The 25118-nt window shown below is 70.3% G+C and carries 26 protein-coding genes; 25 read left to right on the forward strand and 1 reads right to left on the reverse strand.

The genetic code is table 11. The annotated features are described in order from the left end of the window. Positions 1–569 precede the first annotated feature (569 nt). Entirely contained in the window at positions 570–905 is a 336-nt protein-coding gene (locus ACYVJJ_RS14860) for a hypothetical protein (protein ID WP_460834785.1), read from the reverse strand. A 150-nt stretch (positions 906–1055) separates the two neighbouring features. Here ACYVJJ_RS14860 and ACYVJJ_RS14865 point away from each other — a divergent pair, with 150 nt between their 5' ends. The 25 genes from ACYVJJ_RS14865 (at position 1056) to ACYVJJ_RS14985 (ending at position 25030) form a co-directional block, all read left to right on the forward strand. Then, positions 1056–1394: a hypothetical protein gene (locus ACYVJJ_RS14865; protein WP_460834787.1), complete on the forward strand. Its 339-nt coding sequence runs from the start codon at positions 1056–1058 to the stop codon at positions 1392–1394. Positions 1395–1745: 351 nt separating this feature from the next. Further along, a complete protein-coding gene (locus ACYVJJ_RS14870) occupies positions 1746–2045 on the forward strand; it encodes a hypothetical protein (protein ID WP_460834789.1) in 300 nt (99 codons plus the stop codon). A gap of 244 nt (positions 2046–2289) precedes the next feature. Next, positions 2290–2652: a flagellar hook-basal body complex protein FliE gene (fliE, locus tag ACYVJJ_RS14875; RefSeq protein WP_460834791.1), complete on the forward strand. Its 363-nt coding sequence runs from the start codon at positions 2290–2292 to the stop codon at positions 2650–2652. 53 nt (positions 2653–2705) lie between these two features. Continuing rightward, a complete protein-coding gene (gene fliF / locus ACYVJJ_RS14880) occupies positions 2706–4397 on the forward strand; it encodes a flagellar basal-body MS-ring/collar protein FliF (RefSeq protein ID WP_460834843.1) in 1692 nt (563 codons plus the stop codon). Beyond that, positions 4387–5391, forward strand: a complete 1005-nt coding sequence (gene fliG, locus ACYVJJ_RS14885; RefSeq protein ID WP_460834793.1) for a flagellar motor switch protein FliG — start codon at positions 4387–4389, stop codon at positions 5389–5391. The genes fliF and fliG overlap by 11 nt, the downstream gene beginning before the upstream one ends. Beyond that, positions 5388–5975 carry a FliH/SctL family protein gene (locus tag ACYVJJ_RS14890; RefSeq protein WP_460834795.1) on the forward strand — a complete coding sequence of 196 codons (588 nt, stop codon included), beginning with the start codon at positions 5388–5390 and terminating at the stop codon, positions 5973–5975. Before fliG ends, ACYVJJ_RS14890 begins: the two co-directional genes overlap by 4 nt. Continuing rightward, a complete protein-coding gene (gene fliI / locus ACYVJJ_RS14895) occupies positions 5972–7354 on the forward strand; it encodes a flagellar protein export ATPase FliI (protein WP_460834797.1) in 1383 nt (460 codons plus the stop codon). The genes ACYVJJ_RS14890 and fliI overlap by 4 nt, the downstream gene beginning before the upstream one ends. 16 nt (positions 7355–7370) lie before the next feature. Continuing rightward, positions 7371–7823, forward strand: a complete 453-nt coding sequence (fliJ, locus tag ACYVJJ_RS14900) for a flagellar export protein FliJ (protein WP_460834798.1) — start codon at positions 7371–7373, stop codon at positions 7821–7823. 239 nt (positions 7824–8062) lie between these two features. After that, entirely contained in the window at positions 8063–9289 is a 1227-nt protein-coding gene (locus ACYVJJ_RS14905) for a flagellar hook-length control protein FliK (protein WP_460834800.1), read from the forward strand. Positions 9290–9497: 208 nt separating this feature from the next. Next, the gene (locus tag ACYVJJ_RS14910) at positions 9498–9998 is read left to right on the forward strand and encodes a flagellar basal body-associated FliL family protein (RefSeq protein ID WP_460834802.1); all 501 of its coding nucleotides are present in this window, start codon (positions 9498–9500) and stop codon (positions 9996–9998) included. Between the two features lie 10 nt (positions 9999–10008). Then, positions 10009–11007 carry a flagellar motor switch protein FliM gene (gene fliM, locus ACYVJJ_RS14915; RefSeq protein ID WP_460834804.1) on the forward strand — a complete coding sequence of 333 codons (999 nt, stop codon included), beginning with the start codon at positions 10009–10011 and terminating at the stop codon, positions 11005–11007. 1 nt (position 11008) lies between these two features. Continuing rightward, on the forward strand, positions 11009–11338 hold the full coding sequence (fliN, locus tag ACYVJJ_RS14920; protein ID WP_460834805.1) for a flagellar motor switch protein FliN: 330 nt from the start codon (positions 11009–11011) through the stop codon (positions 11336–11338). Between the two features lie 209 nt (positions 11339–11547). Beyond that, entirely contained in the window at positions 11548–11976 is a 429-nt protein-coding gene (gene fliO / locus ACYVJJ_RS14925) for a flagellar biosynthetic protein FliO (RefSeq protein WP_460834845.1), read from the forward strand. Then, positions 11973–12824 carry a flagellar type III secretion system pore protein FliP gene (gene fliP, locus ACYVJJ_RS14930; protein WP_460834806.1) on the forward strand — a complete coding sequence of 284 codons (852 nt, stop codon included), beginning with the start codon at positions 11973–11975 and terminating at the stop codon, positions 12822–12824. Before fliO ends, fliP begins: the two co-directional genes overlap by 4 nt. 1 nt (position 12825) lies before the next feature. Then, positions 12826–13095: a flagellar biosynthetic protein FliQ gene (locus ACYVJJ_RS14935; RefSeq protein WP_460834808.1), complete on the forward strand. Its 270-nt coding sequence runs from the start codon at positions 12826–12828 to the stop codon at positions 13093–13095. A 475-nt stretch (positions 13096–13570) separates the two neighbouring features. Continuing rightward, positions 13571–13951: a hypothetical protein gene (locus tag ACYVJJ_RS14940; RefSeq protein ID WP_460834810.1), complete on the forward strand. Its 381-nt coding sequence runs from the start codon at positions 13571–13573 to the stop codon at positions 13949–13951. Positions 13952–13997: 46 nt separating this feature from the next. Continuing rightward, positions 13998–14786 (forward strand): flagellar biosynthetic protein FliR, encoded by a 789-nt coding sequence (locus tag ACYVJJ_RS14945; RefSeq protein ID WP_460834846.1) that lies wholly within the window; start codon positions 13998–14000, stop codon positions 14784–14786. A 9-nt stretch (positions 14787–14795) separates the two neighbouring features. Further along, on the forward strand, positions 14796–15953 hold the full coding sequence (gene flhB / locus ACYVJJ_RS14950) for a flagellar biosynthesis protein FlhB (protein WP_460834812.1): 1158 nt from the start codon (positions 14796–14798) through the stop codon (positions 15951–15953). Between the two features lie 74 nt (positions 15954–16027). Continuing rightward, the gene (gene flhA, locus ACYVJJ_RS14955; RefSeq protein ID WP_460834848.1) at positions 16028–18016 is read left to right on the forward strand and encodes a flagellar biosynthesis protein FlhA; all 1989 of its coding nucleotides are present in this window, start codon (positions 16028–16030) and stop codon (positions 18014–18016) included. Positions 18017–18396: 380 nt separating this feature from the next. After that, a complete protein-coding gene (locus ACYVJJ_RS14960; protein ID WP_460834814.1) occupies positions 18397–20346 on the forward strand; it encodes an AAA family ATPase in 1950 nt (649 codons plus the stop codon). Further along, a complete protein-coding gene (locus ACYVJJ_RS14965) occupies positions 20333–21205 on the forward strand; it encodes a MinD/ParA family protein (RefSeq protein WP_460834816.1) in 873 nt (290 codons plus the stop codon). The genes ACYVJJ_RS14960 and ACYVJJ_RS14965 overlap by 14 nt, the downstream gene beginning before the upstream one ends. Then, positions 21202–21981 (forward strand): RNA polymerase sigma factor FliA, encoded by a 780-nt coding sequence (locus tag ACYVJJ_RS14970; RefSeq protein WP_460834817.1) that lies wholly within the window; start codon positions 21202–21204, stop codon positions 21979–21981. The genes ACYVJJ_RS14965 and ACYVJJ_RS14970 overlap by 4 nt, the downstream gene beginning before the upstream one ends. Positions 21982–22199: 218 nt before the next feature. Further along, a complete protein-coding gene (gene cheY / locus ACYVJJ_RS14975; RefSeq protein ID WP_460834819.1) occupies positions 22200–22592 on the forward strand; it encodes a chemotaxis response regulator CheY in 393 nt (130 codons plus the stop codon). Continuing rightward, the gene (locus ACYVJJ_RS14980) at positions 22589–23209 is read left to right on the forward strand and encodes a protein phosphatase CheZ (protein ID WP_460834820.1); all 621 of its coding nucleotides are present in this window, start codon (positions 22589–22591) and stop codon (positions 23207–23209) included. The genes cheY and ACYVJJ_RS14980 overlap by 4 nt, the downstream gene beginning before the upstream one ends. Before the next feature lie 3 nt (positions 23210–23212). Further along, on the forward strand, positions 23213–25030 hold the full coding sequence (locus tag ACYVJJ_RS14985) for a chemotaxis protein CheA (protein ID WP_460834822.1): 1818 nt from the start codon (positions 23213–23215) through the stop codon (positions 25028–25030). The last annotated feature ends 88 nt before the right edge of the window (positions 25031–25118 follow it).

Here is a 25118-nt window from a genome sequence, read left to right on the forward strand (position 1 = left end):
ACATCCACGTACATTCGCCGGGAAAGCGCACTGCTCCAGGCTTGCACGGTCAAGTGGCCACCGCCTAACAATTCGTCCAAGCCGACGCCGCTTCGCGGCGCGGCTTAACTCAGGTGTTAGGCCGTGGGAAAGGTAGCGCTAGCTCTTGTAGCAGGCTGTAGTGGAGCACTCGTAGGTACGGCTGTTACGTGGCTGTTGGTCACGCAGCTCGCGGAGGACGATCCGCATGTCGAGCAACACCTCGTCACCTCGGCTGAGGAAATGGTCGCCCGCTCGGCTTCTACTAGATTTATCACTGCTGCACAGACCCTTCAGGCACTGGAACGTGGCAACGCCGCTGGCGCGCTAGCGCTGAACTGCAGCGCGGTGGCCGCTACGATTGAACGCGTACGTCCCGAACTGGAGGGAACCGCTTCCGCCCGAGCTTTCCTCGAGCGAACCAAGCAGGAATCCGCAGCTCGGCTCGCGCGGCTGCGGCAAGCAGGGTCTTGTGGCGAGTAGCCACTAGCCTAACAATTCGTCCAAGCCGACGCCGCTTCGCGGCGCGGCTTAACTCAGGTGTTAGGCCGCTAGTTGCTGCTCTGTGAGGTGTGAAGGTACGCGAGCAACAGAGCGAAGTACGCGAATGCTGCTATGCGGGAGACGGCAACCTTGTTGAGCCTGGTCACCACGTCCTGCGGCAGCCCCTTGCGCACCCGTCGCGAGAACAGGAGCTGCAACACCTTCATGTCATAGCTCATCGTTACGTCGTTCGGGCCAAACCCGATTGCGCGCCATGCATCAGGGTGCTGCTCGCGCAGCTCCGGCAGCAATCGGTTGAGTGCGCGCATTTCCAGGAGCCCGAGCACCATGAATACGGGAAAGAAGTACGGAACGTATTGCATCGTCGTTTTCAGGCCCAGCATCGCGCCAGTGTAGAGCGGCTGCTGGTGCTAGCCCAGAGGAGCGGTCGGCAGCGCTACACGGCTGCGCGGCCCAACAATTCGTCCAAGCCGACGCCACTTCGTGGCGAGACTCAACTTAGGTGTTAGGCGCATGGTGGAGACACGCTGACTATGGAATCCGCATACTGGCTTGGCGCCTTTGGCGTGGCATTCTCGCTATTGATTCAAATTGTCATGCTAGCGCTGCAAGCATCCGCCTTGAGCCGCCACGGTCATCGGGCCTTTACCCTGCTCGTTGCGAGTAGCATCGTGGGACTGCTGTACTGTCTCGGCAGCATCCCGATGGCGCTAATGCAGCTTGAGCCTGACGTGTATCTAGTTTTTTCGACGGTCAACGTCGCGCTCATGGTGATTGCGTCGTTACTTGGGGTAGCAGGCACGGCGCTTCTTTTCAGGTCGTACACGCGGCTGACAAAGTCGCCAGGTGCAGGCAAGGTCGCAGATACCTAACAATTCGTCCAAGCCGACGCCGCTTCGCGAAGCGGCTTACCTCAGGTGTTAGTGCCCCGAGTAATTCGCCCCTCGTGGGAGCTGCCGTACTGGTCGTCAGGGTACGGCCATGCGTCCAGACCTCACTGCACGGGTCGAGCTCGACCAAGCGCTTTGGAAATCACCTGCACTGGTATCGGCCCGCGGCCGGATAAACAGGATCAAGTCGGCATCGTCAGGCGGCCACAGCCTTGCGCGCGAACCTGAAGCATTCGGCTACCGGTCTCGCTGGCGGACCGCGCAGCACTTTTGGCATTTGACGCTCATCCGTCGCCCTGCTATTGCTCGCACGTCCCGGTCTGGAGTCCTGTGATGAAGAGTTCGCTCATGGCAGCCGTGGCTGCCTCGGTGTTGATGGTGGGGACGGTGGCCGCGCAGGCGCCTAGCGGCCCAGTAACGCCTGCACCGGCGGTCGCGGCGCCCGCGCCGGCGGCGACAGCGGCGGTTCGACCCGGCGACAAACTGATCTGCCGGTCCGAGCGGGTTACGGGCACGCGAAATGCGAAGAGGGTCTGCCGCACGGCCGAGCAGATCGAAGCCGATCGCAAGGCGGCGCGCGAGTTCACGGAGATGGGGCAGCGGAAGCCGAGCGCGGAGACCGGCGGCGGCTGACCCGCCGCTCCCCCGTTCTGCATCGAGGGCGCCCTGGGGCGCCCTCTTCTTTTTGCGGATGGCGTTCGCGTCGTCGAAGTCCGAAGCGGCACTGGCGCCACGACGAGGGGAAACGGCGTCCAGTCGAATACGCAATCGAGACCCCGACCTTCCGGCCTGAACAGCCCCTGACGGCTTCCCGTCACCGCGGTGGCACGCCGCTTGCTTGAGCCCCGGCAAGTCCAAGCGACGATTCCGCCAGGCCATGACCGACGCGATTTCCTCAGTCCTCTCCCAGATCCGCGCCCACGAGATGCGGATGAAGGGCATGGAAGGCGGTGCCACCGGCCCGATCTCGGGCCCGCTGGGCGGTGCACCGGCCGCGCCGACGCAGGCGCCGCAGGGGGGCGGGTTCGCCGCGACGCTCTCGAAGTCGCTCGACAACGTGAGCCGCGTGCAGAGCGAGGCCGGCGAGCTGCAGAAGGCCTTCGAGATGGGTGATCCGCGTGCGGACCTCGCCCGGGTCATGGTGGCGATGCAGCAGTCCCAGGTGGCGTTCCGGGCGACGGTCGAGGTGCGCAACCGACTGGTCCAGGCCTACCAGGACGTCATGAACATGCCGATCTGACCGGCCGCCGTCGCTGACCCCCGCATCGAACCGAGACCCGCTCCATGGCCGTGATCGCCCTCCCCAAGTCCTCCGACAGCCTGCAAAAGCTCGGCCGCCTGCAGGACATCCCGGCCGTCCGCCAGGTCTGGATGATCGCGCTGGTCGCCGCAGCCATCGCCGCCGGCCTGTGGCTGTTCTTCTGGATGCAGAAGCCGGACTACGTGCCGGTGTTCGCCGGGCTCGACCCCAAGGCGACGGAGGAGGCCTCGCAGCTGCTCACGCAGTCGCAGATCCCGTTCCGCATCGACACCGGCACCGGGGCGCTCGCCGTCCCGGCGGACCAGATCGGCGCCGCGAAGATGGCGCTCGCCTCCGCCGGCCTGCCGGCGAACGGCGACAAGGGCTTCGAGTCGATGAGCGGCGACCAGGGCTTCGGCACCAGCCAGTTCGTCGAGAACGCGCGCTACCAGCATGCGCTGGAGACCGAGCTCGCCCGCACGATCGCGAACCTGCGCCCGGTGCGCGAGGCGCGCGTGCACCTCGCCCTGCCCAAGCCGAGCGCCTTCACGCGGCAAAAGGAGTCGGCGAGCGCCTCGGTGGTGCTGCAGCTGCGCACCGGCAGCACGCTGGAGCAGGGCCAGGTCGACGCGATCGTCAACCTCGTCTCCACCAGCATTCCGAACCTGCCGACCGACCGCGTCACCGTGGTCGACCAGTTCGGCCGCATGCTCTCCATGCGCGATCCCGGCTCCGCCGACGCGATCGGCGCGAAGCAGTTCGACCAGCAGCGCCGCCAGGAAGCCGTCTACGTCCAGCGCATCCAGGAGCTGCTCGAGCCGATGACCGGCCCGGGCCGCGTGAGCGCGCAGGTCAGCGTCGACATGGACTTCAACCAGACCGAGGAAGCCCGCGAGACCTACGGCCCGGACGACCAGAAGATCGTCCGCAGCGAGCAGATCTCCGAGAGCGGCGACATCGGCGCGATGAACGCCGCCACGGGCGCGGGCGCGGGCGCTGCCGCGCAGGGCGTGCCGGGCTCGGCCAGCAACACGCCGGTCGCGGCGCAGCCGCAGAACGCGCCGCGCGGCGCGCAGGGTGCGCCGGCTGCCGCGTCGAACGCACAGGGCACCCGCAATGCGGTGCGCAACTACGAAGTGGGCCGCACGCTCACGCACACCCGCCAGGCGCCCGGCCGCATCCGCCGCGTGACCGCGGCGGTGCTCGTCGACGACATTCCGGCAGGCGGCACCACCAAGGACGGCAAGCCGAAAGTGCGTTCGCTCACCGCCGCCGAGCAGCAGCGCATCCAGACGCTGGTGCAGCAGGCGATCGGCTTCGATCAGCAGCGTGGCGATGCGGTGTCGGTGGTCAATGCGCCGTTCGCGCGCGATGCCGGCGCCTCGGAAGAGGACGCGATGCCGATCTGGGAGAACCCGAAGGCCCGCGACCTCGCTCGCACGATCCTCGGCGGCATCGCGGTGCTCGTGCTGATCTTCACCGTGCTGCGCCCCGCGTTCCGGCAGATGCTCGCGCCGAAGCCGATCATTCCGCAGCAGTCCGCGGTGGCCACGATCGTGGCGGAGGAGCTGCAGGCCGAGGCCGCCGCGCCCCGGGCCTCGCGCGCCGATCCGGGTGTTCCGGGCCTGCCGACCGCGGCGATGCAGTTCGACCAGAAACTCGAAGTCGCGCGTGGGGCGGTGAGTACCGACCCGAAGCGCGTCGCCCAGGTGGTGCGTGACATGGTGGCGTCCGATGGCGGCTGATCCGCAACTCTCCGGCACGCAGCGCGCGGCCATCGTCCTGCTCACGCTCGGCGAGCAGCAGGCCGCCGAAGTGCTCAAGCACATGAACGCCAAGGAAGTGCAGAAGCTCGGCGTCGCGATGACGAGCGTGGGCGGCGTGACGCGCGAGCAGGTGGTGGGCGTGGTCGACGACTTCGTCGATACGCTGCAGCAGCCGTCGGGCCTCGGCCCCGGCGCGGACGAATACGTGCGCGCGGTGCTGGTGCAGGCGCTGGGCGAGGACCGCGCGTCGAGCCTCATCGACCGCATCCTGCTCGGCCGCAATACGTCGGGCCTCGACACGCTCAAGTGGATGGAGCCGCGCGCGATCGCCGAACTCGTGCGCAACGAGCACCCGCAGATCATCGCGATCGTGATGGCGCACCTCGACGGTGACCAGGCCGCCGAAGTGCTCAAGTGCCTGCCCGACCGCGTGCGCTCCGACGTGCTCATCCGCATCGCCACGCTCGACGGCGTGCCGCCGCATGCGCTCAACGAGCTCAACGACGTGATGGCGCGCCAGTTCGCCGGCAGCCAGAACGTGAAGTCGTCGACGCTCGGCGGCGTGAAGGTGGCCGCGAACATCCTCAACTTTATGGATGGCGGCCAGGACGAGGCGATCCTCGGCGCGATCGGCGAGATGGACGACGGCCTGTCCGGCCAGATCCGCGACCTCATGTTCGTCTTCGACAACCTCGCCGACATCGAGGACCGCGCGATGCAGACCGTGCTGCGCGAGGTGCCCAACGAGAAGCTCGCCGTCGCCCTGCGCGGCGCCGACCAGCGCGTCAAGGACAAGATCATCGGCAACATGTCGCAGCGCGCGGCCGAGATCCTCAAGGACGACATGGAGGCCCGCGGGCCCGTGCGCCTCGCCGACGTCGAGGCCGCGCAGAAGGAGATCCTGCAGATCGTCCGCAAGATGGCCGACGAGGGCACGATCCAGCTCGCCGCCAAGGCGGAGACGTTCGTATGAGCGCGCAGGTCGTGCGCTGGATGGCGCCGGGCTTCGAGCCGCCGGGCGCGATGGAACCGGCGCCGCAGCTGCCCAGCGTGGAGGAGCTGCAGGCGATCGAGGAAGCCGCCTACCGGGAAGGCTTCCAGCGCGGCCATGACGCGGGACTCGCGACGGGCGCCGGCGAGATCCGCCGGATGATCGCGCAGATCGAGGGCATCCTCGACAGCTTCACCCGGCCCCTCGCCCGCCTCGACGGCGAAGTGGGCGAGGCGCTCGCGGACCTCGCCACGCGCATCGCCGGCACGCTGGTCGGCCAAGCCTATCGTGCCGATCCCACCCTGCTCGCCGACCTCGTGCGCGATGCGCTCGATTCGGTCGGCAGCGACAGCCGCGACGTCGAGCTGCGCCTGCATCCCGACGACCTCGGCGTGCTGATGCCGCACCTGATGACACTCGACGGCGTGCGCCTGACCGGCGACACGACGCTCGCCCGTGGCGAGCTGCGACTGCACAGCGAGGCCGTCCGCATCGATGGCACGCTCGATGCACGGCTCAGGGCATGCCTGAATTCCATGCTCGACCAGCCGGCAGCCCAGGGATGAGTTCCTCCGTCGCCGCCGCCCAGTGGCAGGAGGCGCGCAGCCTGCGCCTCGCCGCGCGCCTGCAGGCCGCCGAGCCGCAGAGCGTGGGCAGCGGCCTCGCCCGGGAGGGCGTGCTGCGCCGCGCGGTGGGCCTGACGCTCGAGGCGAGCGGCTGCTCCGCGCCGATGGGCTCGCGCTGCCGGGTGGAGGTCGCGGGCGGCCGCTGGGTCGACGCCGAAGTCGTCGGCTTCTCGGGCGATCGCACCTTCCTCATGCCAACCGCGCATCTCGACGGGCTGCTGCCGAACGCGCGCGTCGTGCCGAGCCGCCAGCAGGGCGAGGTCGCCGTCGGCGAGGGCCTGCTCGGCCGGGTGATCGACTCGGACGGCGTGCCGCTCGACGGGCGTGGGCCGATCCGGGCCGAAGGCCATGCCACCCTCGCCGGCCGCTCCATCAATCCGCTGATGCGCGAGCCGATCACCCGCTCGCTCGATGTCGGCGTGCGCGCGATCAACGCCTTGCTGCCGATCGGCCGCGGGCAGCGCGTGGGCCTGTTCGCGGGCTCCGGTGTCGGCAAGTCGACGCTGCTGGGCATGATGACCAAGTTCACCGCGGCGGACATCATCGTCGTCGGCCTGATCGGCGAGCGAGGCCGCGAAGTGCGCGACTTCGTCGAGGCGACGCTCGGCGAGGAAGGCCTGCGCCGCTCGGTCGTGGTCGCGGCGCCGGCCGATCGCCCGCCGCTCGCGCGCCTGCACGGCGCGCTGCGCGCGACCGCGATCGCCGAGTACTACCGCGACCAGGGCCAGCACGTGCTGCTGCTCATGGACTCGCTCACCCGCTATGCGCAGGCGCAGCGCGAGATCGGCCTGTCCGTCGGCGAGCCGCCGACCACGCGCGGCTATCCCCCGAGCGTCTTCGCGAAGCTTCCCGCACTCGTCGAGCGCGCGGGCAACGGCGCCGACGGCCGCGGCTCGATCACCGCCTTCTACACCGTGCTGACCGAAGGCGACGACCAGCAGGAGCCGATCGCGGATGCCGCGCGCGCGATCCTGGACGGCCACATCGTGCTGTCGCGCCGCATCGCCGACTCCGGCCAGTACCCGGCGATCGACGTCGAGGTCTCGGTCTCGCGCGTGATGCAGGAGATCACCGACGCGCCGTGGCGCGACCGCATCCGCAAGCTCAAGCGCCTGATGTCGGCGTACTCGACGCAGCGCGACCTCATCGCGATCGGCGCCTACCAGCGCGGCAGCGACCCGGTGGTCGACGAGGCGCTCGCGCGCTGGCCGGCCATCATGGATTTCCTCGGACAGGACGTCCGCGAAGCCTCGAACGTCGAGCAGAGCAAGGCCGCGCTGATGCGGCTGCTCGACGACGGCTCGGGCTTTCCCCTCTGATTGAGACGGACACGACATGCCGCCACGTTCGCAACGCCTCGACCCGATCCTCCGGATCAAGCAGCGCCACCAGGACGAAGTCGCACAGCAGGTCGCCGCGCGCGAGGCCGCACATGCCGAGCAGGAGGCGCGCCTCGACGCATTGCGCCGCTATGCCGCGGAGTATTCGCAGCAGCCGCTGCAGGGTGGGATCACCAACCCCGCGCTGCTCGCCAATCGCATCGCCTTCCAGGCCAAGCTGCAGGAGGCGGTGACGCAGCAGAGCCGCATCGTCGACAACACGCGACAGGCCACCGAAGTCGAGCGCGCGCGCCTGATGCTCGCGAGCCGCGAGAAGCACGTGCTGGAAAAGCTCGCCGCGAGCTATCGCGCCGAGGAAGCCCGCGTGGCCGACGTGCGCACGCAGAAGGAACTCGACGACCTCGCGGGGCGTCGCCGTGCGCCCGCGCCGGGAACGGAGACCGCGTGAGCATCGATCGGCTGCGGCTCGACGGCGCGACTTCGACCCGCGCCGTGCCCGCGCGCGGCGATGGTGAGCGACGGGGCGCCGATGGCGCGTTCGCCACGGATCTCGCGCAGGCCGCGGCTTCGGCGCGTACGGCTGCCGCATCCCGCCGCGATGGCGGCACACGTGCGCGGGCTGCCGACGCGCGGCACGAGGCGTCGAATGAAGGCCGCGGGGCCGCACGCGATGCAGCGCGGGCCCGAATGGAGGCTTCGCGCGCGACGCATGCGCATGCACAGGCGCGGAACACGCGCGAGGCGACCGCCGGATCGACGGCCGACGAGACTACGAACACCCACGCCCGCGACATCACGCATGCATCCACGCGTGGTGTCTCGACGCCCGACCGGAGCGCGTCGCAGGCCGCTTGTGCGAGCAGACCGCGATCCGACGCGCCCGCGCAGGCGTCGCGCGATGCGCGCGGCGAGTCCGAAGCGGCGACCTCGCTGAGCCCCGCACTGCGCGATCCGTCGCGTGTCGAGCTCGCCGATGAGCAGGCGGTCGAGACCGCACCAGGGCTTCCCGATGTGATGCTCGCCCTGCTGGGGTTCGAAGTCGCGCCGGTCGCGACGCCGTCTGCGGCGCCCCCGGGCGCTGTCGCGGACGCCGGGCCGGCAACCGCGGCCGCCGCCGGCCCGCTGGTGAACGGACTTCCCGGCGCGGTGTCGATGGCCGTGGCAACCGTCGCCGGAACGAATGGCGCCCTCGCCGCGCCGACGCCGTCGGCCGCCGCGTCCGGGTCGCTGGCGGCACCCATCGCACCCGTACCCGCCGACGCCCGTCTCGATGCCGCGGCGCAGGCGACCGCGATCCAGCAGGCCATGACGGCCGTGGACGCCACGAAATCGATGCCCACCGGCACCGACGCTTTTGCAGCGATGCTCGCGACGGAGGGGATGCGCGAGACCGGGCCGACGGACGCCCCCACCGCCGAGTCGGTGTCCGCCTTCGCCGCGCTCGGCAGCCGCGGAACCGCCGAGACGCTCGGCCTTTCGCGCAGTGCGGTCGTGCTGCCGCCCGTCCCGATGCCGGCGGTCCCCGAGGACGGGTTCGACGACGGCTTCGGCGACCGCATCGTCTGGATGGCGGAGCAGCGGCTCGGCCACGCCGAGCTGCGCGTTAGCCCGGATGGCGCCGGCGCGATCGACATCCGCCTGCAGGTCGACGGCAACCGCGTGAGCGCGCAGTTCAATGCGGCGAATCCGGAGGTGCGCCAGGCGCTGGAATCCGGCATGGACCGCCTCCGCGACCTGCTTGGGCAGCACGGCATGGAACTCGCGCACTCCGGCGTCGGCGACCACCGCCGCCCCGGCACCGGCAACGGGGCGACGACGGCGGACACCGACGGCCTCGGCGGTGACGACGTCCCGCAGCCGACGACCACCATCCGCAGCCTTCGCGCCCGCGGCCTCGTCGACGAGTACGTCTGAGGCCTTGCTCGTAGCGGGATCGATACGGCCGCACAGCGAGCCCTGCGTCTCGCGCGCTGGCCTGACGTCGGCCGCCTGAGGCGCGCGATCCGGCGCCGGATGCCCGGCGCGCCCTGTTCAGTCTTCCGTCAATCCGCCGGCACGGGCCGGCCCGCTGCGCTGGCACGCCGATTGCACGACCGGGGCAGATCCCCGGAGTCGCCACCCCGTGTCCAAAGCCCCTGCTCCCGCTCCTGCCGCCGACGGCGCCGAAGCGCCGAAGAAGAGCAAGAAGAAGCTCGTGATCATCCTCGTCGCCACCGTGCTGCTGCTCGGCGCGGGCGGCGGTGGTGCGTACTGGTGGAGCAGCCGCTCGGCGGCCCATGCCGCGCCGGAAAAGGAAGAGAAGCTGCCGACGCAGTACTTCGCGATGGAGCCCTCGTTCGTGGTGAACCTCGCCGACACCGATGCCGTGCGCTACCTGCAGGCCGACCTGCAGCTCGCCACCCGCGATCCCGAGACGCTCGCCGCACTGACCGCGCACGCACCGGCGCTGCGCAACCGCCTGCTGCTGCTGTTCGGGCAGCAGACCTCGGCGCAGCTCGTGCAGCGCAGCGGCAAGGAGCGGCTGCAGGAGGCCGCGCTGAAGGAAGTGAGGGCAGTCCTCAAGAAGGAAGGCGCGCCCGACAAGGTCGAGTCCGTGATCTTCACCAGCCTCGTGACCCAGTGACGGAACGCCGATGAGCGCCGACCTGCTCTCCCAGGACGAGATCGATGCCCTCCTCCACGGCGTGGACGCGGGCGCGATCGAGGTCGAGCCGCCCGCCGCGCCCGGCGAGGCGCGCAGCTACGATTTCGCGAGCCAGGACAAGATCGTCCGCGGCCGCCTGCCCACGCTCGAGATGATCAACGAGCGCTTCGCGCGCACCTGGCGCGTGGGCCTGTTCAACCTGCTGCGCCGCTCGGCGGACCTGTCGGTGCGCGGCATCGACCTGATCCGCTTCGGCGAGTACATGCACTCGCTGCAGGTGCCCAACAACCTCAACCTGATCAGGATGAAGCCGCTTCGCGGCACTGGCATCATCGTGTTCGAGCCGCGGCTGGTCTACACCACGGTCGACAACTTCTTCGGCGGCGGCGGCAAGCTGCACACCCGCATCGAGGGCCGCGAGTTCACGCCCACCGAGATGCGCGTGATCCAGCTGCTGCTCAAGCAGACGTTCTCCGACCTGGTGGACGCCTGGGCGCCGGTGATGCCGGTCGAGTTCGAGTACCTGAACTCCGAGGTCAATCCGCACTTCGCGAACATCATCTCGCCGCGCGAGTACATCGTGGTCAGCCGCTTCCACGTGGAGCTGGAAGGCGGTGGCGGCGAACTGCACGTCGCCCTGCCCTATTCGATGCTCGAGCCGATCCGCGAGCTGCTCGACGCCGGCGTGCAGTCCGACCGCATCGAGAAGGACGAGAACTGGACGCGCGCGATGCGCGCGCAGCTGCAGGACGCGGAGGTGGAGATCAGCAGCCACCTCGCGCAGCGGCAGATTTCGCTGCGCGCCCTGAGCCGGCTGAAGGTCGGCGACATCATTCCGATCGAGCTGCCCAAGCAGCTGACCGTGGAAGTCGAGAACACGCCGCTGTTCACGGGCGAGTTCGGCATCCACAACGGCAAGAATGCCATCAAGATCACGCACGTCAACGCGCCGCGATCCCTGCTCCCCCTCGATGCCCTGAGCGACTGACATGACCACGACCGACGCCGCACGCGCCGCTTTCGATCCGCTGACCGCCGACGGGGCGACTGGCGCGACCGACCTCAACCTCGACGTGATCCTCGACGTCTCGGTCACGCTCTCGCTCGAAGTCGGCCGCGCGCGGATCCCGATCCGCAACCTGCTGCAGCTCAACCAGGGCTCGGTCGTCGAGCTCGAGCGGCAGGCGGGCGAGCCGCTCGACGTCTACGTCAACGGCACGCTGATCGCGCAGGGCGAGGTCGTCGTGGTGAACGACCGCTTCGGCGTGCGGCTGACCGATGTCGTCAGCCCGGCCGAGCGCATCAAGCGCCTGCGGTGAGCGCGGTGGCGACGGTGGGGGCCGCTCCGGCGCCCGCGACGCAGGCTGTGGCGAGTGCACCCGCGGTGTCGAACGCACCGGCCGTGTCGCAGCCGGCCGCGACGACTGTGCCGCCCGCTACGGCTGATGCTGGACCGGCCGTTGCAGCGCCGGTGTCCCCGCCGACCGCGACCGCAATGCAAGACGCCGCGATGCCAGCGACTGCAGCGATGCCGGCCACGGCTGCCGCACCGAAGGTCAGTTTTCCGGTGAAGCCCGCGACGACCGCACAGGTCGTACGCCCGGTGGGCGCGTCCACGCCAGCGCAGGCCGATGCCGGCAGCATCGGCGGTGCCCTGTTCTCGCTCGTGCTCGTCGTCGGCCTGATCCTCGGCCTCGGCTGGCTCGCGCGGCGCATGCCGGGCCTGCAGCGCGGCGGTTCGGCGTCGCAGCTCAAGGTGGTGGCGAGCGTCGCGCTCGGCCCGCGCGAGCGCGCGATGGTGGTCGACGTCGGCGGCCAGCAGCTGCTTCTCGGCGTCGGCCAGGGCGGGGTACGGACCTTGCACGTGCTCGAGCAGCCCCTGCCCGCCGTCGAAGCGAACACCTCGACGTCGCCGTTCGCGCAGGTCCTCGCCCAGCATTTCGGTCGCAAGTCATGAGCTCCACGCTCGAACGCCTCATGCGCACGCTCTGTGCGCTCCTGCTGATCTTCGGCATCGCCTACGGCGTGCTCGGCGGCGCCGCGCATGCGCAGGCGGCGCCCGCGCAGCAGCCGGCCGCGGTCGCGACCTCGCCTGCCGCCGCACCGGCGACCGCCGCGACGTCCTCCAAGCCGCTGCCGGCGGTGAACGTCGGCCAGGTCGGCGGCCAGCCGGTGAGCATGCCGCTGCAGGTGCTGCTGCTGATGACCGGCATCACGCTGCTGCCGGCGGCGCTGATGGGCATCACCGCGTTCACGCGCATCATCATCGTGCTGGGCCTGCTGCGGCAGGCACTCGGCACCGGACAGACGCCGAGCAACCAGGTGCTGCTGGCGCTCGCGCTCTTCATGACCTTCATGATCATGACGCCGGTCTTCGACCAGGCCTGGGCGGTCGGCATCGGCCCGTACCTCGACGGCACGATGGACTTCAAGTCGGCCTGGAAGGCCGCATCGGAACCGTTCCGCGGTTTCATGCTGGCGCAGGTGCGCGAGACGGATCTCATGACGTTCGCGGGGCTCTCCAACAGCGGGCCGTACGCGACGCCGCAGGACGTGCCCTTCAGCGTGCTCGCCGCGAGCTTCCTCACCAGCGAGCTCAAGACGGCCTTCGAGATCGCGTTCCTGATCTACATCCCCTTCGTGATCATCGACCTCGTAGTGGCGAGCGTGCTGATGAGCATGGGCATGATGATGATGTCGCCGATGATCGTGTCGGCTCCCTTCAAGATCCTGCTGTTCGTGCTCGTCGACGGCTGGGTGCTCGTTGTCGGCTCGCTCGCCGGCAGCTTCAATGCGGTGACCTGAGATGACGCCTGAAGTCGCGATGACGGAAATCGCCCGGGGCCTGCAGATGGCGCTCGTGCTCGGCGCACCGCCGCTGCTGGCGGTGCTCGGCGTGGGCGTGGTGGTGGGCGTGGTGCAGGCGGCCACGCAGATCAACGAGCAGACGATCGGCTTCGTGGTGAAGGCGGTCGCGCTGACGGCGACGCTGGGGCTGATGGGGCACTTCCTGCTGGGGCGGCTCGTGGCGTTTACGACGGATCTGTTTCAGCGGATTCCGCAGTTGATCGGGTAGCCGACCGGTCCGGCGTGACGCGTTCGATGGCGGGGTGCGGGAAGGCAAGAGCGTTTCGTGCGCTTTCGCGCCCGAGTCACTTTTCTTTGCGGCTGCAAAGAAAAGTAACCAAAAGAAAGCAGCTTCCCCGACGGATCTACAGCTCGCGACCGGACACGACTGCGCGGATCGCCACACTCGGCATCCTGCCTCGGGTGGCGACGGCCGGCATCCATGCCGGCCGCCCTTCGGGTCTCACGGGGCACCTCGGCGGTCGAGAATCAGCTGCAGCTACAGCCACAGCGACAGCCACAGCGACATCCGGAGCTTCGCGATACCGGGAGAGGGGTCCCCGGCGACAAGCGCGCCTCGTGGCTGGACGCGGTTCGCGCGTTCGAGCGACCTTCAGCGCTCGCAGGCGACGCTCCTGCGCACGTCGCGCGAACCGGGCGCGATAGACCGCAGCAGTGGCCATCGCCCACTAATCCCCGAGCCCATGCGCATCCTCCTGCTCTGTCTGGCCCTGCTCGCCACGCCTGCCCTCGCCGACGGCTTCACTGCCCGGGTCGCGCGTGCGAAAGCGGCTGTCGCGACGCCTGCCGGCTACGCCTATGACATGGCGCTCGTGCCGGCGATCCATGCGGCGATGACCGGCTGCGTGCCGGCGGGTCGCGCACCCGCGAAGGCGGCCGACGTGTTCACGGCCGTCGCGGACGTGGATGCCAGCGGCCGCGTCCATGTCGTCGACGTACGGCCGGCCACACCCATCGCGCGCTGCTTCGCGAAGCGGCTCGGGGCGGTGCGGCTGCAGCGGCCGCCGGGCGCGCAGGCGACCACTCGCCACCCGATCGTGATCGAACTGCGCGAGACGTTCTGAGCGGCCGTCCGCGCCTGCGGAACACCGCTTGCATCCATCGCGCGCGATGGATCCCGTCACCCTCACCACCGCCGAAGGCCTGAACCTGTTCGGGATGCTCGGCAGCATCCTCTGGTATGCGCTGCGCATCGGTGCGGCGATCCAGGCGCTGCCGATGGTAGGCGGCCGGGCGATCCCCGCGCGTTCGCGGCTGGTGCTCACGATCGCGATCGCGGCCACGCTGTCGGCGCTGCTGCCGCCGCCCCCGCCGGCCGGGGTGAACGCGGGGACCGCGCTCGCGGTCTTCCGCGAGTTCGGCATGGGCATCGCAATCGGGCTGATGCTGCGGATGGCCTTCGAGGCCGGCCAGCTTGCCGGCGAGCTCGCGAGCCAGGGCATGGGCCTGGCCTCGGCGACGCTCGCCGACCCGCTCAGCGGGGCGTCGTCGACCGTCGTCTCGCAGTGGTACTACCTCGCCTTCGGACTGATCTTCTTCACGGTCGACGGCCACCTCGCGCTGATCCGGCTGCTGTTCGACAGCTACGGGGCCATGCCGATCGGGGCGCCGATCGAGGACCTGCCCGCCTTCCTGGCGGCCGTGCCGATGTTCTTCGGCACTGCCCTGCGCGCCGGCGTGCTGCTCGCCCTGCCGGTGATGATGGCGCTGCTGGCGATCAACGTGGCCGTGGGCGTGCTCTCGCGTGCGGCCTCGCAGCTCTCGCCGATGGCGCTGGGCTTCCCGGTGGCGCTGCTGATCGGGATGCTGCTGCTGATGGTTCTGGCCCAGGAGTTGCAAGGGCCGGTGCAACGGCTGTTTGGAGAGGCATTCCAGGCCGCCCGATCCCTCACCGGCTGATCCTGCTCGATGTCCAGCGAAGACCAGGAAGACAAGACCGAACTCCCGTCAGAAAAGCGATTGCGGGAAGCGCGCGAGAAGGGCGACAGCCCGCGCTCGCGCGAACTCGCGAACGTGGCGGTACTCGGCTGCGCGACACTGGCCCTGCAGGCGACGTCCTCGTCGATCGGCGCGTCGGCGCAGGGCTGGCTGAAGAACGCGCTGCAGTTCGATCCCGCGCTGCTGGACGAACCCACGCGCCTGCCCACCCATGCGGCCTCGATGCTGATCGCCCTGCTCGCCCCGGTCGCGCCGCTCGTGCTGGCCGCGCTGGTCGGCTGCCTCGTGGCGCCGGCGGCGATGGGCAGCCTGCGCTTTTCGGGCCAGGCACTGAAGGCCGACCTCACCCGCCTGAGCCCGATGGCCGGGCTGTCGCGCATGTACGGCAAGGAATCGTTCGCCGAGCTGATGCGCTCGGTGCTGCGCCTGCTGCTCATCGGCGGCATCGCGGCGCTCGTGATCCGCAGCATGCTCGGGCGGCTGATGGACCTGCCGTCGCAGTCGCTCGAGGCCGCCGTCGCCAGCGGCGTCGACGCGGTGCTCGGCATGTTCCTCGCGCTCGTCGGCGCGCTCGCGCTGCTGGCGGCGCTCGACGTGCCCTACCAGCGCTGGGCGTGGAAGAACAAGCTCAAGATGAGCAAGCAGGAGCTGCGCGACGAGGCCAAGGAGGCCGAGGGCAATCCGGAAGTAAAGGCCCGCGCGCGCCACGTGGCGCGGCAGATGGCGCAGCAGCGGATGATGGAGGCGGTGCCGACCGCGGACGTCATCCTGACCAATCCGACGCACTACGCCGTCGCGCTCAAGTACGAGGCCGGTGCGATGCGCGCGCCGAAGGTCGTCGCCAAGGGTGTCGACGAGCTGGCGCTGCGTATCCGCGAAGTCGCAGGTCAGAACAAGGTGATGCTCGTCGAGGCGCCGCCGCTCGCGCGTGCGCTCTACCGCCAGTGCAAGATCGACCAGGAGATCCCGGTCAAGCTGTATGCGGCCGTCGCGCAGGTGCTGACCTACCTGCACCACCTGCGCCACTGGCATCCCTCGCGCGGGCCGATGCCCGCGCTCGTGCAGGTCGACGTCGGCGCCGACGGCGCGCCGGATGCGCCCGACGCCCCGCGCGGGGGTGACGCATGAGCCGCGCCGCGGGCGTCATGCAGTCGCTGAAGGGCGGTGCCGCCGCGCCGCTGATCGTGCTCGGCATGCTCGCGATGGTGACGGTGCCGCTGTCGCCGCTCGTGCTCGATGCCTTCTTCACGATCAACATCGCCATCTCGCTGGTGGTGATGCTGGCGGTGGTCTACGTCAAGCGCCCGCTCGAGTTCTCGATCTTCCCCAGCGTGCTGCTGATGGTCACGCTGCTGCGCCTCGCGCTGAACGTGGCCTCCACCCGCGTGGTGCTGCTGCACGGCCACCAGGGCGGTGCCGCCGCGGGCCACGTCATCGAATCGTTCGGCCAGTTCGTGATCGGCGGCAGCTACGCCGTCGGCCTGGTGGTCTTCGCGATCCTGACGATCATCAACTTCATCGTCGTCACCAAGGGCGCCGGCCGCATCTCGGAAGTGTCCGCGCGCTTCATCCTCGACGCCATGCCCGGCAAGCAGATGGCGATCGATGCCGATCTCAATGCAGGGCTGCTCACCCGCGAGGAAGCCAAGGCCCGCCGCGAGGACGTGCGCAACGAAGCGGACTTCTACGGCTCGATGGACGGCGCCGGAAAGTTCGTCCGCGGCGATGCGATCGCCGGCCTGCTCATCCTCTTCATCAACCTGATCGGTGGCGTGCTGATCGGCGTCCTGCAGCACGATCTCGGCTTCGCGCAGGCGGCCGAGACCTACTCGCTCCTCGCCATCGGCGACGGCCTCGTCGCCCAGCTGCCCGCGCTGCTGGTGTCCACCGCGACCGCGATGCTCGTCACGCGTGCCACGACCGAGCAGGAAATGGGCGAGATCGTGCACAAGCAGGTCTTCGGCCACCATCGCGCGCTCACCGTCTCGGCGGCGATCCTCGGCCTGGTCGGCATCGTGCCCGGCATGCCGAACATCCCGTTCCTGCTGGCCGCCGGCGGCATGGGCTATGCGGCGTGGCGCATGCACAGGAAGGCGAAGGAAGCGGCCGAGCAGCCGGTGCCGGATCCGTCGCTCGCGGTCACGCCGCCGCCGTCGCCGAACGCCGAGCTCACCTGGGACGAGCTGCGCCCGGTCGAGCCGCTGTCGCTGGAGGTCGGCTACCGGCTGATCCCGCTGGTCGACAAGGCGCAGGGCGGCGAGCTGCTCGCTCGGCTCAAGGGCGTGCGACGCAAGCTCACGCAGGACATGGGCTTCCTGATCCCGGCCGTGCACGTGCGCGACAACCTCGAGCTCGCGCCGAACCACTATCGGATCATGGTCCACGGCGTGCCGGTCGCGACCGGCGAGCTGCAGCCTGACCGCGAGATGGCGCTCGACCCCGGCCGCGTCTTCGGCCAGCTCGAGGGCATCCCCACGCGCGATCCGGCCTTCGGCCTCGATGCGGTGTGGATCAGCCCCGGCCAGCGCGCGCATGCCGAATCGCTCGGCTATACCGTCGTCGACCCGGCGACCGTGGTCGCCACGCACCTGTCGCACGTGGTGCGCGAGAAGGCCTCCGAACTGCTCGGCCACGACGAGGTGCAGCAGCTGCTGGCGAACGTCGGGAAGGCGTCGCCCAAGCTCGTCGAGGAATTGACGCCCAAGCTGCTGCCGCTCTCCACGATCGTCCGCGTGCTGCAGTCGCTGCTGGCGGAGAAGGTGCCGCTGCGGCAGATGCGCCAGATCGTCGAGGCGCTGCTGGAGCACGGCGCGATCACGCAGGACCCGGCGCAGCTCGTCGCCACCGTGCGCACGGCGCTCGGCCGCTTCATCGTGCAGGAGCTCAACGGCCTCAACGAAGAACTGCCGGTCTATACGCTGGCCCCTGCGCTGGAGCGCGTTCTGCAGGATTCGGTGACCGGCCAGGGCGCCGCGCTGGAACCGGGCCTCGCCGAGCGCCTGCACCAGAACCTCAGCGAATGCGTCACGCGCCAGGAGAGCAAGGGCGAACCCGCGGTGCTGCTTGTGCCCACGCCGATCCGCTCGTCGATCGCGCGCCTGGTCCGCCACAGCGTGCCGCAGCTCGCGGTGCTGGCCTACGGCGAGGTCCCGGAGGACAAGCGGCTGCGGCTGGTGGGATCGATCGGGTGAGGCAGGCCGCGCTTCGCGCGGCACTGCCGCGCGGACGCCGGAAACGCCCGCGCCGCGGGCGCAAGGCCGGAGGGCGAGGACCGTCGGCTGCCCTCCCATTGCAGAGCGCACCCGGTGGCAGTGCCGCCTGACCGGCCAAGCGCGACATGGAGCGAGCAGCCGGCGTCGCCTGGACCGCAGGATGCGCCGAAGCTCGTCGCCGAGCAGGGCATGCACCGCTCGCCGGGGTACCGCGGCGGTCGCCAGCAAAACCCGTCGTCCCTGAACGAGTCATCGCACGGCCGCTAAAGTCCGCCGCTTTCTCGACGCCGCCCGCTGGCACGCGCATTGCAGATCCCGGCATGTAGGCCCCTCGGGGCCCCATCCACCGAGATCGACCGATGAGAATCAAGCGCTTCATCGCCCCCGACATGCGCACCGCGCTGAAGATGGTGCGCGAGGAGCACGGGCCGGATGCCGTGATCCTGTCCAACCGCCCCGTGCACGGCGGGATCGAGGTGGTCGCCGCCACGGATTACGACGAGGCACTGGTGCAGCAGGCGCTGCGTACCGCTGCCGACCCGGCCGCGCCGGTCGTCGCGCCCACGTTCACCCCGTCCTTCGTCGAGACGCGCCCGGCCACCGCGCTGGATGCGATCGAGGACTTCGCGCCGGCCACGCTGCCGGTCGCGCCGCAGCCGCACGTGGTGCGGGCGGAGAAGAAGGTCTCCCGCGCCGAGGCGATGATCGCCGCGCTGGGCGGCAACACCGCGCATGCCGAGCGTGCACGCAGTGCGCTCGCCGATCGCGCCCGCGGCGTTGCCCGCATGGACGCCGAATCCGCCGCGCCGCCGGCGATCGCCGCGATGCTGCGCGAGACGCCGCATGCCGAGGCGACGGTGCCGGCCAGGGCCGGTGACGACTTCCGCGCCCTGCTCGCCCGCCTCACCGATGCGGACGAGCCGCAGCCCACCTTCAGCGCACGCGCCGCGCAGCTCGCGCAGTACCAGGCGGTCGAGGCGCCAATGGCGCAGGACGACATCATCGAGGCGCCGGTCGCGGACGTGCCGGCCGCACCGCAGGCCGTCGAAGCGCCCGTCGCCGTCGAAGCGCCGATCGCCGTCGAGGTCGCAGCACCGGTCGCAGCCGAGCCCACGCCGATCGTCGTGCCGGCGCCGGCGGTCGAAGCGGTCGCCCCGACCCTCGCCGCCATCCCGACGCCCGCCCCGGTGGCGGCCGCGATTCCGGCACCGCCGGCGCCCACCTTCGCCGAGCTCGTCGAGGCCGCGCCGGTCGCGGCACCCGTGCGCACCGCGCCGGTCGTCGACACGTTCGACGCGCTGGCCGAGATGGCTGCGGCGCAACTGCCGGCGCCCGCGCCGGTCGCCGCCGCGATCACCGTCGCCGCGCCGCCGACGCTGCAGGTGGTCGTCAGCCAGTCCGAGGATCCGACCATCGTGGCCATGCGCAACGAGCTGAGCTCGATGCGCCAGATGATCGAGCGCCAGATGGGCCAGTTCGCGGTCGAGCGCCTGCGCGGCTCGCCGGCGCGCGCCACCGCCTTCGAGACGATGCAGGCCTACGGCATCGACGACGCGCTCGCGCAGACGATCGCCGGCCGCATCGATCCCCGCCTGGATCCGGCCAAGGTGCGCGCGCCACTGCTCGCCGAGCTCGCGCGCATGCTCACCATCGTCCGCTCCGAGCCGCTCGAGGACGGCGGCGTGTTCGCGCTGATCGGCCCGACCGGCGCCGGCAAGACGACCACGCTCGCCAAGCTCGCCGCGCGCTTCGCGCAGCGCCATCGCGCGCGTGACGTGGCGCTGGTCACCACCGATGTCGAGCGCCCCGGCGCGCGCGAGCAGCTCCATGCGCTCGGCCGCAAGCTCGGCATCACCGTCTGCGAGGCGCAGGGCCCCGAAGGCCTCACCGACGCGCTCGACCAGCTCGTCGACTACCCGCTCGTGCTGGTCGACACCGCCGGCTACGCCGCGCGCGACAAGGCGCTGCTCGGCCAGGTCACCTGGCTGCGCGCCACGCGCAACCTGCGCAGCCTGCTCGTGCTGCCCGCCAACCTGCAGACGCAGGACATGGCGGAGGCCGTGCGCCGCTACCGCATGGCGCAGCCGGAAGCCGTCGTGCTGACCAAGCTCGACGAGACCGGCCGCCTCGGCGGCGCGCTCTCGGTCGCGATCAAGCATGGCCTGCCTCTTGCATACACCACGGCAGGCCAGCAGGTGCCGGCCGATCTCGAAGCCGCCGACGCCTCCCGCCTGGTCCTCCAGCTCGAAAAACTCCGTCGCGCCGCCGACAACCCGCTCGCCACCGAGGAACGCCATGTCGTCGCCTAACCCCATCGCCTCCTCCGCGCGCGTGTCCGCGAACGATCCGGGCCCCGTCCGCGTCATCGCTGTCGCGAGCGGCAAGGGCGGCGTCGGCAAGACGTCGGTCTCCGTCAACCTGGCGATGTCGCTCCAGAACGCCGGCCAGCGCACGCTGCTGCTCGACACCGACCTCGGCCTCGCCAACGTCGACGTGATGCTCGGCCTGTCGCCGCGCTTCACCCTGAGCGATGTCTTCGCCGGCCGCTGCGACCTCGCCGACACGCTGCTCGAAGGCCCCAACGGCCTGCTCGTGGTGCCCGCCGCGAGCGGCAAGCGCCACATGACCGAACTGACCCCGGCGCAGCACGTCGGCCTCGTGCACGCCTTCAGCCAGCTCGACGTGCCGATCGACGTGATGATCATCGACAACGCCGCCGGCATCTCCGACAGCGTGCTGACCTTCTGCCAGGCCGCGCAGGACGTGATCGTGGTGGTCTGCGACGAGCCGGCCTCGGTCACCGACGCCTACGCGCTGATCAAGGTGCTCTCGCGCGAGCGCGGCGTCACCCGCGTGCAGGTGCTCGCCAACCAGGTCGGCCATCCGAGCGAGGGCCGCCAGCTGTTCGAGAAGCTCGAGCGCGTCACCTCGAAGTTCCTCGACGTCACCCTCAACTACCTCGGCGCGATCCCGCGCGACGAGTGGCTGCGCCGCGCGATCCAGCGCCAGGAAGCCTGCGTCGACGCCTTCCCCGCGGCGCCCGCCTCGATGGCCTTCCGCGAGATCGCCAAGCGCGCCGGCCAGTGGCAGACGCCGACCGGCCCGCGCGGCCACGTGGAGTTCTTCATGGAACGCCTGATCCCCGCTGCCCGGAGCGCGACCGCATGAGCACCCCCGCGACGGCCATGAAGGCCAACCAGTACCGCGCCACGCGGCAGACCGCGGAAGCGTTCGACGCGACCGCGATCGTCACCCGCCACGGCGAGCTCGTGCGCCGCATCGCGCACCACCTCGCCGCGCGGCTGCCGGCGAGCGTCGAGGTCGACGACCTCATACAGGCCGGCATGCTCGGCCTGATCGAGGCCGCGAAGAACTTCCAGGCCGACCAGGGCGCGGCGTTCGAGACGTATGCCTCCATCCGCATCCGCGGCGCGATGATCGACGAGATCCGCCGGGGCGACTGGGTGCCGCGCAGCGTGCATCGCCGCTACCGCGACGTCGTCGCCGCCACGCGCCAGGTCGAGCAGGCCAACGGCCGCGCGGCGAACGCGAACGAGATCGCGCAGGTGCTCGGCGTCTCGCTCGACGACTACCACCACATGCTCGAGGACGCCTCGCGCGGCCAGCTGCTCTCGCTCGACGAGCAGATGGACGACTTCGACGGCGAGCCGCGGCTGGCCGCGAGCTGCAACCTCACCCCCGCCCGCGAGCTGGAGCACACCGTGTTCCGCCAGGCGCTCGGCGAGGCGATCGGCGACCTGCCCGAGCGCGAGCAGCTCGTGCTCTCGCTCTACTACGAGCAGGAGATGAACCTGCGCGAGATCGGCGCGGTGCTGTCGATCAGCGAATCGCGCGTCTGCCAGATCCACGGCCAGGCGATGCTTCGGCTTCGCGGGCGTCTGGGTGACTGGCGCGACACCGCGGTGGAGCAGGCGCAGGCGTGATGAAAATCACGTTCGCGGGCTGAAAGGTCGGCGAACGGGTCGTGTAGTACGCGGTATCGAGCAGAGGCGCGGCATCGGGCCAGCGCCAACGCCGCGAGCGGGTGACGCAGCGCGTGGCGACGCGGCGGGACACACCGCGACCGAATTTCTTCCTGGCGCCCTCAAGACCCGGCACGCGACGCCGATAGCAGACTGAGGAACGCGGAGAGCCCTCACCCATGGACAAGAACATCAGGATCCTGATCGTCGACGACTTCTCCACGATGCGCCGCATCGTGAAGAACCTGCTCAACGACCTCGGTTTCTTCAACACGACCGAAGCCGAAGACGGCAACAGCGCGCTCGTCGAGCTGCGCAAGGCCAAGTTCGACCTCGTCATCACCGACTGGAACATGCCTGGCATGCCGGGCATCGACCTGCTCAAGAACGTCCGCGCCGACGCCGCGCTGTGCAAGATCCCGGTGCTGATGGTGACGGCCGAAGCCAAGCGCGAGCAGATCATCGAGGCCGCGCAGGCCGGCGTGAACGGCTACGTGATCAAGCCGTTCACCGCGGGCACCCTGGCCGACAAGCTCGCCAAGATCTTCGAGCGCATCGAGGCCGCGGCATGACCGCCGCGCCCGGCATCGCCGAGCCGGAACGCAGCGCGGTCATCGCCAAGCTGCAGGCCGCGTTGTGGGCGCTGGAGCACGACGACAACGCCGCCTGGCGCGCGAACGTCGACGAGCTGATCGAATGGCGCACGCAGCCGCTGGTGCAGGGCTTCGTGCGGCTCGCGCGCGAGCTCGCCTCGGCGCTGGGCGACGACGGCCGCGGTGCGGGCGCGGCCTCGCTGCCGGACGCCTGCGCGCGCCTCGAGCACGTGGTGCACCTCACCGAGACCTCGAGCATGCGCACGCTCGACCTGATCGATGAATGCGGCCGCCTGCTGGGCGCGCTGCCGGAGCCGCAGGACGATGCGCAGCGCGAAGCACTCGCCGGGCTGCGTACCCGTTTTTCCGAAATGACGCTCGCTCAGGGCTACCAGGACCTCACCGGGCAGATCATCCTGCGCGTGGTGGAGCTGGTGCGCGCGGTGCACGCGGGCCTCGGTGACATCGTCGCCGCGCAGGAGCCGCTGCAACTCAACAACGGCAACCGCGGCACCGGGCCGTCGCTGGCCGGCCTCGATCCGACGCCGGCCACGCAGGACGGCGCCGACGACCTGCTCGCGGAACTGGGGCTCTGAGCGATGGGCGGTCTCGACGGCGGCGCCTCGGACATCCGCGCGGACTTCATCATCGAAGCCCGCGAGATCATCGACCAGCTCGGTGAGCAGATGGTCGTGCTCGAGCGCGCGCCCGAAGACCGCGACGCGCTCAACACCGTCTTCCGCGGCTTCCACACGGTCAAGGGCGGCGCCGGCTTCCTGGACTTCGCGCCGATGGTCACGCTCTGCCACGCCGTCGAGGACCGCCTCGACGTCGCGCGCAACGGCCAACTGCCGCTCGACGCCATGGCCTTCGACGGCGCGCAGCAGGCGCTCGACCTGCTCGCCGACATGCTCGACTGCGTGGCCAACGGCCGCGAGCTTCCCGCCGTCCCGCACTTCCTGCTGGACAGCATGCACATCGACGGGGCTTCTCCGGCCTCTCCCGGCGCGGCACCGAAGGCCGCGACGGTCGAGATGCCGGAGAACCTCGACGATCTCGACTTCGACGCCCTGCTCGACAGCCTGCATGGCAAGGGCGCGTTGCCGACCACGCTGCCGGTGGCCGAGCCGGTGCCTGTCGCCGCGCCGGTCGCGATCGTGCCGGCGCCGCAGCCGGCGCCTGTCGCGCGTCCCGAGCCGGTGGCCGGTGGACGCCGCAGCCCGGCCGCGAACGATGCCGGCGAGACGACGGTGCGCGTGGACGTGCGCCGCCTGGACGCGATGGTCAACCTCGTCGGCGAGCTCGTGCTGGCGCGCAACCGTCTGAAGACGATCCGCCCGCGCCTGCGCGACGAGGACCTCGACCGCGCGGTGACGGCGCTCGACGCCGCGACCTCGCGCCTGCAGTCGGCGGTGATGACCGCGCGCATGCAGCCGGTCGGCCGCGTGTTCTCTCGCTTTCCCAAGCTCGCCCGCGACGTCGCGCGGCAGGTGCAGAAATCCGTCGAGCTGGAAGTCATTGGCGCCGAGACCGAGCTCGACCGCAACCTCGTGGAGGCCCTGTCCGACCCGCTGGTACACCTCGTGCGCAATGCGATCGACCACGGCATCGAATCGCCGGAGGCCCGCGTGCGCGCCGGCAAGCCCGAGCAGGGCAACGTCCGCCTGTCGGCGCAGCAGGAAGGCGATCACGTGATGATCGAGGTGCGCGACGACGGCGCCGGCATCGATCCCGACAGGATCCGCGAGAGCGCGATCCGCAAGGGCCTGATCGATGCCGAGGCCGCGGCCCGCCTGTCGCCCGACGAATGCCTGCAGCTGATCTTCCTCGCGGGTTTCTCCACGCGGACGGAAGTGAGCGACCTCTCCGGCCGCGGCGTGGGCATGGACGTCGTGCAGAGCAAGATCCGCGAGCTCGCCGGCACCGTGCAGATCCAGTCCGAGGTCGGCGTCGGCACCCGCATGTCGATCCGCGTGCCGCTCACGCTCGCGATCCTGCCGACCCTGCTCGTCGAGATCGAGGACGACGTCTACGCGCTGCCGCTGGTGCGCGTGGTCGAGGTGCTCTCGCACACCGGCGGCAAGACGATGTGGATCGACGGCCAGAGCGTGCTCGACCTGCGCGAGCAGCCGACACCGGTGCTCGACCTGCGCACGTGGCTCGACGTGGAGCCCGCGCGCGACGCATCGGCGACCGGCGTGGTGCTGCAGGCGGGCGAGCAGCGCTTCGTGCTCATCGTCGACCGCGTGCGCGGCCGCGAGGAAGTCGTGATCAAGGCCCTGCCCCGCACCCTGCGCGGCCTACCCGGCTACGCCGGCGCCAGCCTGATCGGCGACGGTCGCATGGCGCTGATCCTCGATGTGGACGCGCTCCACGAAACGGGCGTGCGCACGCGGAAGATCGCCGCGTTCGGCTGATCCACGCCTGCTTCGACGTCGTTGCGAGCCCGGGATTCCCGGGCTTCTTCGCTTTCGGAGCGGAGCGCATCCCGGTGGGCCCGTGGCC

The organism is Lysobacter humi (ex Lee et al. 2017) (assembly GCF_054781815.1).

Coding starts and splice junctions, on each gene's coding strand:
- flhA (WP_460834848.1), top strand. CDS start 16,028: ATGGTGACGGTGCCGCTGTCGCCGCTCGTGCTCGATGCCTTCTTCACG.
- ACYVJJ_RS14965 (WP_460834816.1), top strand. CDS start 20,333: ATGTCGTCGCCTAACCCCATCGCCTCCTCCGCGCGCGTGTCCGCGAAC.
- ACYVJJ_RS14860 (WP_460834785.1), bottom strand. CDS start 905: ATGCTGGGCCTGAAAACGACGATGCAATACGTTCCGTACTTCTTTCCC.
- ACYVJJ_RS14980 (WP_460834820.1), top strand. CDS start 22,589: ATGACCGCCGCGCCCGGCATCGCCGAGCCGGAACGCAGCGCGGTCATC.
- fliJ (WP_460834798.1), top strand. CDS start 7,371: ATGCCGCCACGTTCGCAACGCCTCGACCCGATCCTCCGGATCAAGCAG.
- fliE (WP_460834791.1), top strand. CDS start 2,290: ATGACCGACGCGATTTCCTCAGTCCTCTCCCAGATCCGCGCCCACGAG.
- ACYVJJ_RS14945 (WP_460834846.1), top strand. CDS start 13,998: ATGGATCCCGTCACCCTCACCACCGCCGAAGGCCTGAACCTGTTCGGG.
- ACYVJJ_RS14890 (WP_460834795.1), top strand. CDS start 5,388: ATGAGCGCGCAGGTCGTGCGCTGGATGGCGCCGGGCTTCGAGCCGCCG.
- ACYVJJ_RS14865 (WP_460834787.1), top strand. CDS start 1,056: ATGGAATCCGCATACTGGCTTGGCGCCTTTGGCGTGGCATTCTCGCTA.
- flhB (WP_460834812.1), top strand. CDS start 14,796: ATGTCCAGCGAAGACCAGGAAGACAAGACCGAACTCCCGTCAGAAAAG.
- ACYVJJ_RS14970 (WP_460834817.1), top strand. CDS start 21,202: ATGAGCACCCCCGCGACGGCCATGAAGGCCAACCAGTACCGCGCCACG.
- fliG (WP_460834793.1), top strand. CDS start 4,387: ATGGCGGCTGATCCGCAACTCTCCGGCACGCAGCGCGCGGCCATCGTC.
- ACYVJJ_RS14985 (WP_460834822.1), top strand. CDS start 23,213: ATGGGCGGTCTCGACGGCGGCGCCTCGGACATCCGCGCGGACTTCATC.
- fliI (WP_460834797.1), top strand. CDS start 5,972: ATGAGTTCCTCCGTCGCCGCCGCCCAGTGGCAGGAGGCGCGCAGCCTG.
- ACYVJJ_RS14905 (WP_460834800.1), top strand. CDS start 8,063: ATGGAGGCTTCGCGCGCGACGCATGCGCATGCACAGGCGCGGAACACG.
- ACYVJJ_RS14940 (WP_460834810.1), top strand. CDS start 13,571: ATGCGCATCCTCCTGCTCTGTCTGGCCCTGCTCGCCACGCCTGCCCTC.
- ACYVJJ_RS14935 (WP_460834808.1), top strand. CDS start 12,826: ATGACGCCTGAAGTCGCGATGACGGAAATCGCCCGGGGCCTGCAGATG.
- ACYVJJ_RS14960 (WP_460834814.1), top strand. CDS start 18,397: ATGAGAATCAAGCGCTTCATCGCCCCCGACATGCGCACCGCGCTGAAG.
- fliO (WP_460834845.1), top strand. CDS start 11,548: ATGCCGGCCACGGCTGCCGCACCGAAGGTCAGTTTTCCGGTGAAGCCC.
- cheY (WP_460834819.1), top strand. CDS start 22,200: ATGGACAAGAACATCAGGATCCTGATCGTCGACGACTTCTCCACGATG.
- fliN (WP_460834805.1), top strand. CDS start 11,009: ATGACCACGACCGACGCCGCACGCGCCGCTTTCGATCCGCTGACCGCC.
- fliM (WP_460834804.1), top strand. CDS start 10,009: ATGAGCGCCGACCTGCTCTCCCAGGACGAGATCGATGCCCTCCTCCAC.
- ACYVJJ_RS14870 (WP_460834789.1), top strand. CDS start 1,746: ATGAAGAGTTCGCTCATGGCAGCCGTGGCTGCCTCGGTGTTGATGGTG.
- fliP (WP_460834806.1), top strand. CDS start 11,973: ATGAGCTCCACGCTCGAACGCCTCATGCGCACGCTCTGTGCGCTCCTG.